8 protein-coding genes are annotated in these 8,683 nt (G+C 66.4%); 3 read left to right on the forward strand and 5 right to left on the reverse strand.

The genetic code is table 11. The features are described from left to right. Both LL06_RS24400 and LL06_RS24405 read left to right on the forward strand, forming a co-directional pair. Positions 1-718, forward strand: a 718-nt coding sequence (locus LL06_RS24400) for a DUF4159 domain-containing protein (RefSeq protein ID WP_035533236.1), incomplete at its 5' end; no start/stop codon positions are given. A gap of 1 nt (position 719) precedes the next feature. Beyond that, positions 720-2,780 carry a membrane protein gene (locus LL06_RS24405; RefSeq protein WP_035533238.1) on the forward strand — a complete coding sequence of 687 codons (2,061 nt, stop codon included), beginning with the start codon at positions 720-722 and terminating at the stop codon, positions 2,778-2,780. A gap of 74 nt (positions 2,781-2,854) precedes the next feature. Here LL06_RS24405 and ggpS read toward each other — a convergent pair whose 3' ends face one another. The 5 genes from ggpS to LL06_RS24430 form a co-directional block, all read right to left on the reverse strand. Next, positions 2,855-4,348: a glucosylglycerol-phosphate synthase gene (gene ggpS, locus LL06_RS24410; protein WP_035533240.1), complete on the reverse strand. Its 1,494-nt coding sequence runs from the start codon at positions 4,346-4,348 to the stop codon at positions 2,855-2,857. 4 nt (positions 4,349-4,352) lie between these two features. Then, the gene (locus tag LL06_RS24415) at positions 4,353-5,135 is read right to left on the reverse strand and encodes an HAD family hydrolase (protein ID WP_035533242.1); all 783 of its coding nucleotides are present in this window, start codon (positions 5,133-5,135) and stop codon (positions 4,353-4,355) included. Further along, a complete protein-coding gene (locus LL06_RS24420; RefSeq protein WP_081964176.1) occupies positions 5,132-6,259 on the reverse strand; it encodes an NAD(P)H-dependent glycerol-3-phosphate dehydrogenase in 1,128 nt (375 codons plus the stop codon). Before LL06_RS24420 ends, LL06_RS24415 begins: the two co-directional genes overlap by 4 nt. A gap of 127 nt (positions 6,260-6,386) precedes the next feature. Then, complete coding sequence (locus LL06_RS24425) at positions 6,387-6,773, reverse strand: ACT domain-containing protein (protein ID WP_035533247.1); 387 nt, start codon at positions 6,771-6,773, stop codon at positions 6,387-6,389. Positions 6,774-6,810: 37 nt separating this feature from the next. After that, on the reverse strand, positions 6,811-7,320 hold the full coding sequence (locus LL06_RS24430) for an N-acetyltransferase (RefSeq protein ID WP_035533249.1): 510 nt from the start codon (positions 7,318-7,320) through the stop codon (positions 6,811-6,813). Between the two features lie 227 nt (positions 7,321-7,547). On the opposite strand from LL06_RS24430, the gene LL06_RS24435 reads away from it, so the two are divergent. Beyond that, positions 7,548-8,537: a glutathione S-transferase family protein gene (locus LL06_RS24435; protein ID WP_035533251.1), complete on the forward strand. Its 990-nt coding sequence runs from the start codon at positions 7,548-7,550 to the stop codon at positions 8,535-8,537. The last annotated feature ends 146 nt before the right edge of the window (positions 8,538-8,683 follow it).

Raw genomic sequence — 8,683 nt, forward strand, 5'->3', positions numbered from 1 at the left:
CACCCATCTCGCCTATGTCGTTACCGGCGACGACGAGGTCGACGCCACCAGCCGCTCGGGGCTCGACAGCCTGGCCGCCTATCTCGCCGCGCGCACCGCGCTCGAACCGGGCGCCGCCGTGGGCGTCGACATCGAGACCGACCAGCTCTCGCTCTACCCGCTGATCTACTGGCCGATGAGCACGGACGCCGATCTGCCCACCCCGGGCGCCGTCAGCCGCATCGACGCCTACATGAAGAGCGGCGGCACGGTGCTGTTCGACACCCGCGACCGCATCGCCGAACTCGGCGGCGGCTCCAGCGACCTCACGGTCAGGCTGCAGCAGATCCTCTCCGACCTCGACATCCCGCCGCTGGAGCCCGTGCCTGCCGACCACGTGCTGACCAAGTCCTTCTACCTGCTCGAGACCTTCCCGGGCCGCTATTCGGACGGGCCGCTGTGGGTAGAGGCGACGCCGCAGACGGGCGACAATCCGGCCGAGCGCCCGGCCCGCGCCGGCGACGGCGTCTCCTCGATCCTGATCACCGGCAACGACATGGCCGCCGCCTGGGCCGTGGACGATGGCGGATTTCCGCTGTTTTCCACCGTCCCACCCGATCCCTGGCAGCGCGAATACGCCTTCCGCGCCGGCGTCAACATCGTGATGTACATGCTCACCGGCAACTACAAGGCCGACCAGGTGCACATTCCGGCGCTGCTCGAACGGCTGGGACAATGACATGACCCTGGGATTCGATCCGTTCCTGCCGCTGCCCTTCCTGCTGGCGATCGCCGCTGTGGCGGTGCTGCTCGTCGGCTGGGCCATCCTCAAGCGCATGCGCGGCGCCGCACTCCGCGCGTTGGCGCTCGCGGCCCTGGTGCTGGCGCTGGCCAATCCGGTGGCCAATTTCGAGGACCGCGAACCGGTCACCAGCGTGGTCGCCGTCGTCGTCGACAAGAGCCCGAGCCAGATGGGCCCGGACCGCAGGGCGCGCACCGACGCGGCGCTCGCCGCCCTGACAGAGCGGCTCGCCCGCTACCCGGCCTTCGAGACCCGGATCATCGAGGCGGTGACCGATCCCGACGCCCAGTCGCCCTCGACCCGGCTGTTCGAGGCGCTGGCCTCGGGCATCCGCGACGTGCCCAGTTCGCGGTTGGCCGGCGCCGTGATGATCACCGACGGCCAGGTGCATGATGTGCCGGATTCGCTCGCGGGCCTCGGCCTCGACGCGCCGCTGCACGGGCTGATCGTCGGCGACGAGGGCGAGGTCGACCGCCGCGTCGACGTGGTGCGCAGCCCCCGCTTCGGCATTGTCGGCGAGGACCAGGAGATCGTCTACCGCGTCAACGAGGATGGCGCCGCTTCCCCCGGCCCGGTGTCGGTGACGGTGCGTGTTAATGGCGAGGAAGTCTCCACCGAAAGCGCGATGTCCGGCGAGGAGAGCTCGTTCTATCTCAACCTGCCGCGCGGCGGCGAGAACATCATCGAATTCGCCGTCGATCCGCTCGCGGGCGAGGTCACCACCGCCAACAACCACGCCGTCACCTTGATCGAGGGCATCCGCGAGAACCTGCGCGTGCTGCTGGTGTCGGGCGCGCCCCATGCCGGCGAACGGGCCTGGCGCAACCTGCTCAAATCCGACGCCTCGGTGGACCTGGTGCATTTCACCATCCTGCGCCCGCCGGAAAAACAGGACGGCACGCCGATCTCGGAACTGTCGCTGATCGCCTTTCCGACGCGCGAACTGTTCGTCGAGAAGATCGACGAGTTCGACCTGATCATCTTCGACCGCTACCAGAACCGCGGCGTGCTGCCGGTGCTCTATTACGATTACATCGCCCAATATGTCGAGGACGGCGGCGCGCTGCTGGTCGCGGCCGGGCCGGAACTCGCGGGCATGGAATCCATCGCCGAGACGCCGCTGGCGCCGGCGCTTCCGGCGATGCCGACAGGCGAGATCACCGACGCCGGCTACTATCCGCGCCTCTCCGACGACGGCAAGCGCCATCCGGTGACCCGCACCCTGCCCGGCGGCGAAAGCGAGCCTCCCGCCTGGGGCCGCTGGTTCCGCACCGTCGGCGTGGGCGACACCGTCGGCGACACCGTGATGCGCGGCTCCGACGGCGCGCCGCTGCTGGTGCTCAACCGCTACGGCGAAGGCCGGGTGGCGATGCTGCTCTCCGACCACGGCTGGCTGTGGGCGCGCGGCTTCGAGGGCGGCGGCCCGCATGTGGCGCTCTACCGGCGCATCGCCCACTGGCTGATGAAGGAACCCTCGCTCGAGGAAGAGGCGCTGCGCGCCACCGCCAAGGGCCGGACGCTGGTGGTCGAGCGCCAGACCATGGGCGACGCCGCCGATCCCGCCACCATCACCCTGCCCTCGGGCGAAACCCGCGAGCTCGTGCTGAGCCAGGCCGAGGACGGCCTGTTCCGCGCGGAGCTGACGCTCGACGAGCCCGGCCTGGTGGAGGTCACCTCCGGCGACCTGCGCGCGCTCGCCCATGTTGGCGCCGTCGACGCGCCCGAGTTCCGCGCCACCGTGTCGACCACCGAAGTCATCGGCCCGGTCTCGGAGGAAAGCGGCGGTCTGACCGTGCGCGTCAATGCCGAGGCCTCCAACCTGCCGCAGATCCTGCCCACCCGCTCGGCGTCGGTAAACGCCGGGGACCGCATGGGGCTGCGCGCCAGCAATGAAAGCGTGCTCAAGGGCGTGCGCTCGCTGCCGCTGTTCGGCGGCTTCCTGGGCCTGGCGCTCCTGATCCTGGCGCTCGGCGCCACCTGGTTCCGCGAAGGCCGCTGAAACGGCAAAGGGGGAAACCGCAATGGCCTCCCCCTTCGTGTTCAAGCCGGTGCGAGGCCTGAGAAAGCGTCCGCTTATCCGGCCTTCGACAGGATTTCGTCGTCGCTGAAATAGCTCATCTGGTCTTCGGCCCAGGCCTTGATGCCGTAGCGCTCGACCGTCTCGCGCAGCATCTTCATGCGCTGCCGGCGCTCTTCCTCGGGCATCGCCAGCGCCTGTTCGATCGCCGTGTCCATGGACCGGTGCGAGAACGGGTTGGTGATCACCGCGGAGGAGAGTTCGACCGACGCGCCGGCGAATTCCGACAGCACCAGCACGCCGTCGCCGTCGACGCGGGCTGCGGCGTATTCCTTGCAGACCAGGTTCATGCCGTCGGCCAGCGGCGTGATCCAGCAGACATCGGCGAGCTGGTAGTAGGCGACAAGGTCCTTGAACGGGATCGCCGTCGAGATCAGCGCCACCGGCTGCCATTCGAACGAGCCGAAGGTGCCGTTGATGCGGCCCGCGACCTGTTCGATCTCGCCCTGGATCTCCTCATAGGCCGCCATCGAGCGGTTGGCGCCGACTGAGACATGCATCAGCCGCACCTTGCCGTGCAGTTCGGGCCGCGCATGCAGCAGCCGCTCGTAGCTTTCGAGCTGCTGGACGCCGCCCTTGGTGTAGTCGGTGCGGCCGACCGAGAGGATGAGCTGGCAATCGCCCAGTTCCGCGCGGATGGCGACCGCGCTCTCGCGGGTCTCCTCGCAGGACGCCCGTTCCTGGATATAGTCCCAGTCGATGCCCACCGGCGAACTCGAGATCCTTATCTTGCGTCCCTTGTACATCACCGCTTCAGGCACCCGCCGGTCCGACATCGCCGTGCCTTCCCAGATGAAATCCGGGTTCACGTCCTTGCGGATCACCGGACCGACTTCGAGAAGGCTCTGGGCGACATGAACGAAGTTGACCGCGTAGCGGGGAATATGGAAGCCAACCACGTCGCAGGCGAGCAGGCTCTCGACGATCTCGCGCCGCCACGGCAGCACGTTGAACATGTCGGCGGCGGGAAACGGCGTGTGGTGGAAGAAGGAGATCCGCACGTCGGGCCTGAGCTTCCTGAGATAGCCCGGCACGAGCCAGAGATTGTAGTCATGCACCCAGACCACGGCGCCGGGTGCCGCTTCGGCGGCGGCCGCCTCGGCGAAGGCCCAGTTGACCTCGCGGAACGTCGGCCAGTCGACCGGGTCGTAATTGTAGCGTTCCTTGAACGAATGCAGGATCGGCCAGAAGGCTTCCTTCGAGGTGATGTGGTAGAAGCTCGACACCTGGTCGGGCGTCAGCGGCAGGCGCGTGACCGAATATTTGCCGTAGGAGTCCTCGATCTCGATGACCCGCTCGAAATCCGGATTGGCGGCGTCGTCGGCGAGCTTCCAGGCCACCCAGGCGCCCTTGTCGACCCGGCCGAAGAAGCCCTTCAGCGTCGGCACGATGCCGTTCGGGCTCTTGTTCTCCTTGAAGACGATCTTCCCGTCTTCCTCAACCTCTTCATAGGGTTGGCGGTGGTAGACGATGACGAGATCACTGGCCATGGGTTCAATATCCTTCCGGTAGGTCATGCATGCCGAGGGCGCGGATCGCCTCCAGGATGCCCGCGGCGCCGTGAGCCTTTGCCATGTGCAGGTGCTCAAGATGCGCCACGCGGTCGATCAGCGCGGGTTCCGAATTGCCGACTGCGACGGCGGGAAGCCCGCATTCGAGCATCGACAGGTCGTTGAGCGTGTCGCCGGCGCAGAGCACGCGCTCGGGCCTGATCGCCAGGTGCTCGACCAGGCGACGCAGCGACGGCCCCTTGCTCACCCCGTCGGGCAGGACATCGAAGAACCTGTTGTCGGAAATCAGCCAGTCATGCCCCATCTCCCGCACGATCTCGCAGGCGGAGGCATCGAAGCTCTGCTGGTCGATGTCGTAGCTGACGCGGTAGCGGAAGTCGGTCGGCTGCAGGGTCAGGCCGGGATGGCCGTCGAGCCGCGCCCGCACCCTGTCGCCTGCATTGCCCCACCTGGCGGCAATCTCTTCCTCGAGATGCGCGATCGGCGCCACGCCCGTCTCCGGCGACACCGTGGCGATGGTGGTGCCGACGTCGCCCACGGCGTAATCGGGCCACGGCACGCCGCGCTCGCGGCAGAGGTCGCCGATGAACTGGGGATCCCGGCCGGTGACGAAGATCAGCCCGATGGTCGCGCGGTTGTCCTCGATCCAGCCGTAGAGACGTTGCCGGTCCTCGTCGCTGCCGCCGAGAAACGTTCCGTCGAGATCTGTCGCCAGCACGAAGGCGCGGCCTTCCAGTCCGGTCCTTGTGGTCTCTGCCCCCGTCACATCACTGCCCCCTCTTGAATTGCACTTGGATGATCGATCGAGATCGTCAGCCCCCGGCGCTCGCCCTCGATCGGCCGCGACCACAGCTCTGCGAAGGTCTGCCGCACGTCGGCCCCCCGGTGCAGGATCCGGAACACGCTTTCGCAGATCGGCATGCGGATGTTCATCCGCCGCGCCAGGTCCATCACCGAGACCGAGTTGACCTCGCCCTCGACCACGACCGGCTTGCCGTCGAAGCAGTGCGAGCGCGGGATGCCCTTGCCGAGCTGGACGCCGAGCGACATGTTGCGCGAGGTCTGCGACGAGCAGGTGAGTGTGAGATCCCCCGCGCCGGCAAGCCCGGTCACGGTCTCGCGGCGGCCGCCGAACACATCGGCCAGCGTCTTCATCTCGTCCATGCCGCGCACGATCAGCGCCGCGCGGGTGTTTTCGGCATAGCCCGCGCCCGTCATCATGCCGCAGGCAATGGCGATCACGTTCTTGACCGCACCGCTGACTTCGACGCCGACGAGATCGTCGGAAATATAGGGCCGGAAGAAATCCGACCCGAGCGACAGCGCCAGCCGTGCGGCGGGGCTCGATGCTGTGTCGAGCCGGTCGGCATAGGAGAACTGGAAGGCGATGGTGGCAGCGGTCAGGTGGCCAAGCGCGGTCTCGGTGGCGAAGGTCGGACCCGACAGCGCGCCGATCTGATGGCCGGGCAGGATCTCGGCGGCCACCTCGCTCAACAGATAGCCCGTGCCCGCCTCGATGCCCTTGGCGCAGAGCGCGACCGGAACGCCAGCACCCAGATGCGGCCGCATCTGCCGGCAGATCTCGCGCAGGGTGCGCGAGGGCGTGACCAGAAGCACGGCCTCGGCGCCGTCCAGCGCCGCGGCCAGGTCGGCGGTGGCCTCAATCCCTTCGGGCAAGGGAATGCCCGGCAGGTATTTCGGATTTTCGTTGCTTCTGTTGATTGCCTCGACGACTGACGCGTCACGTCCCCAGATCGCCGTTTGCCGGCCGGCGCGACGGGCCACGCTGGCCAACGCGGTTCCCCACGACCCGGCGCCGACAACGCAAATCTTGCTGTAGGGAAGTGGCGGAGAAGACAGGTCTTCGGCTTGTGTGCCTAGATAAGTCATATCGATTTAAGTACGGCTTTCAGCGCTGCATTGCAACCTCTTGATTGCTGCAATGCAATAAAATCGTCTGAAACCGACATAAAGTGTTCAAAACCGGTCGGGTGTCCTCGCGCCGGTTTCGGGCTGTTCAGCCCAGGAATCGGTGTCCGTTGGCCTCCAGAAGCGCCATGGATCGGTCGAGGTCGCGCTCACTGAGCAGCAGATGCTCGCCGTCAAAGGTGCATACGACAAACACGCCGATGTGGTCATCCGACAAGGGCGCGATAAGGGCACTGACGATCCCCGTCGCATCGAACGCGAACGGGCCCACTGTCCTCAGGCAGGCCCAGCCCCTGTCCGATTGAATGTGGCCCGGAATCCGGTCTTGAAGGCAGACGACCGTGATTTCGTCATCGGCCCGGATGAGCGCCCAGAACCCTTCTCCGCCTGCCCATGCGGGCGGAGCTGCCTGCGGATCAAGTCGCGCTATGCCATAGGAACCGGGCACCACTTTCAAGGTCAGCGAAACGGCCATATCGACACCCTGCCTGTTCTGGACCGCGAAGGATCGCTCAGAGCTTGCGGTCGCGGTGACGGATTTCGCCGCTGAGCGCCAGCGCCTCGACGCCGCCGAAGCAGACCGCCAGCAGCCGGCGCGGATCGAACGGTCCGGGCATCGTCATCGCCCCTGGGGTGGTCGGACGGAAGCCGAGCGGCGCGTAATAGGGCGGGTCGCCCACCAGCAGCACCATCTCGCTGCCGGCCTTCTGAGCCGCCGCCAGCGCGATCCGGACCAGTTCGCGGCCGATGCCGAGACTCTTGTGCGACGGACGCACGGCGAGCGGGCCGAGCAGATGCCCGGAATTTACGCCCACGATGACCGGCGTCATCCGCACCGAGGCGATGGTCTCGCCGCGGTCGGCGGCGACGAAGGAGAGCCGCCGGTCATGCGGCCCCTGCTCGCGCACCCGTTCGGACGAGCGGACGAAGCGGCCCGGGCCGAAGGCTTCGTCGTTGATGTGCTTTATGGCCGCGTCATGGGACGCGTCTTCGGTGAGAAAGACAAGATCAGGGTGGAACATCGTGGATTTCCGGATGAGACGACAAGACATGATGGATCGCGCGCGAAAGCGCGGTGGCAGTCTTTTCAGCGTCGTCGCAAGGCCGTGGCAGGCATCCGGTTTTCCTTCATGTGATCCGCCATTAGCAAAGCCCGGGGCCGTCGTCCAATGCAAAACGCACCGTTCACCCCCATTTCCTTCGCTTTTCCGGATTTCCGTCTTATGTGTCACATCAAAGGAGAACGATCATGGGAATGCTGGTAGATGGCGTCTGGAAGGACGTCTGGTATGACACGAAATCGACGGGCGGCCATTTCAAGCGCTCGGAAAGCGCTTTCCGCAACTGGGTGACCGCCGACGGTTCGCCCGGACCTTCGGGCGACGGCGGGTTCAAGGCGGAGGCCGGGCGCTACCACCTCTATGTCTCGCTTGCCTGTCCCTGGGCGCACCGCACGCTGATCTTCCGCAAGCTCAAGGGCCTGGAAGAGGCGATCTCGCTGTCTATCGTCGATTACCACATGGGCGAGAACGGCTGGGAGTTCCGCGGCCGCGACGGCGGCACGGAAGATCATATCGGCGGCAAGGACTACCTCTGGCAGGTCTATGTCGCGGCCAAGCCTGATTATTCGGGCCGGGTGACGGTGCCCGCGCTATGGGACAAGCAGACGAACACCATCGTCTCCAACGAGTCGGCGGAAATCATCCGCATGTTCAACTCCGCCTTCGAAGGCATCGCCAAGCCCGGCCCGGACTTCTATCCCGAGGATCTGCGCGAGGAGATCGACGAGATCAATGCGCTGGTCTACGACAAGATCAACAACGGCGTCTACAAGGCGGGCTTCGCCACCAGGCAGGACGCCTATGAGGAGCACGTGACCGAGCTGTTCGACGCGCTTGACACGGTCGAACGGCGCCTGACCCGCACCCGCTATCTGACCGGCGACAGCATCACCGAAGCCGACTGGCGGCTGTTCACCACGCTGGTGCGGTTCGACCCGGTCTATGTCGGCCACTTCAAGTGCAACATCCGCCGCATCGCCGACTATCCGGCGCTGTCGGGCTACCTGCGCGAACTCTACCAGGTGCCGGGCGTCGCCGGGACCGTCAATCTCGAGCACATCAAGCGCCATTATTACGGCAGCCACGACACCATCAACCCCACCGGCATCGTGCCGGTCGGCCCCGAACTCGACCTGCTCGCCCCGCATGGCCGCGACGGGCTCGACAAGGCTGCCTGAACTTTCCCGCGCGTCGGTGAAACCAATTGGCCCGGCGCGCGTTAATGGTCTGAAGGTCGCAAGACCACGGCGCATTCAGGCGCTGCATGTATCAGAAGCGCGGGCCTCCAGACCGCCTTCCACGAAAAAGGCGCTCCCCTTCGGGA

It is taken from the genome of Hoeflea sp. BAL378, assembly GCF_000759435.1.
Classification (GTDB): Bacteria; Pseudomonadota; Alphaproteobacteria; order Rhizobiales; family Rhizobiaceae; genus Hoeflea.

Excerpts from the sequence above, each read along its gene's own strand:
- LL06_RS24405 (WP_035533238.1), top strand. The coding sequence starts at position 720 with ATGACCCTGGGATTCGATCCGTTCCTGCCGCTGCCCTTCCTGCTGGCG.
- ggpS (WP_035533240.1), bottom strand. The coding sequence starts at position 4,348 with ATGGCCAGTGATCTCGTCATCGTCTACCACCGCCAACCCTATGAAGAG.
- LL06_RS24420 (WP_081964176.1), bottom strand. The coding sequence starts at position 6,259 with ATGACTTATCTAGGCACACAAGCCGAAGACCTGTCTTCTCCGCCACTT.
- LL06_RS24425 (WP_035533247.1), bottom strand. The coding sequence starts at position 6,773 with ATGGCCGTTTCGCTGACCTTGAAAGTGGTGCCCGGTTCCTATGGCATA.
- LL06_RS24430 (WP_035533249.1), bottom strand. The coding sequence starts at position 7,320 with ATGTTCCACCCTGATCTTGTCTTTCTCACCGAAGACGCGTCCCATGAC.
- LL06_RS24435 (WP_035533251.1), top strand. The coding sequence starts at position 7,548 with ATGGGAATGCTGGTAGATGGCGTCTGGAAGGACGTCTGGTATGACACG.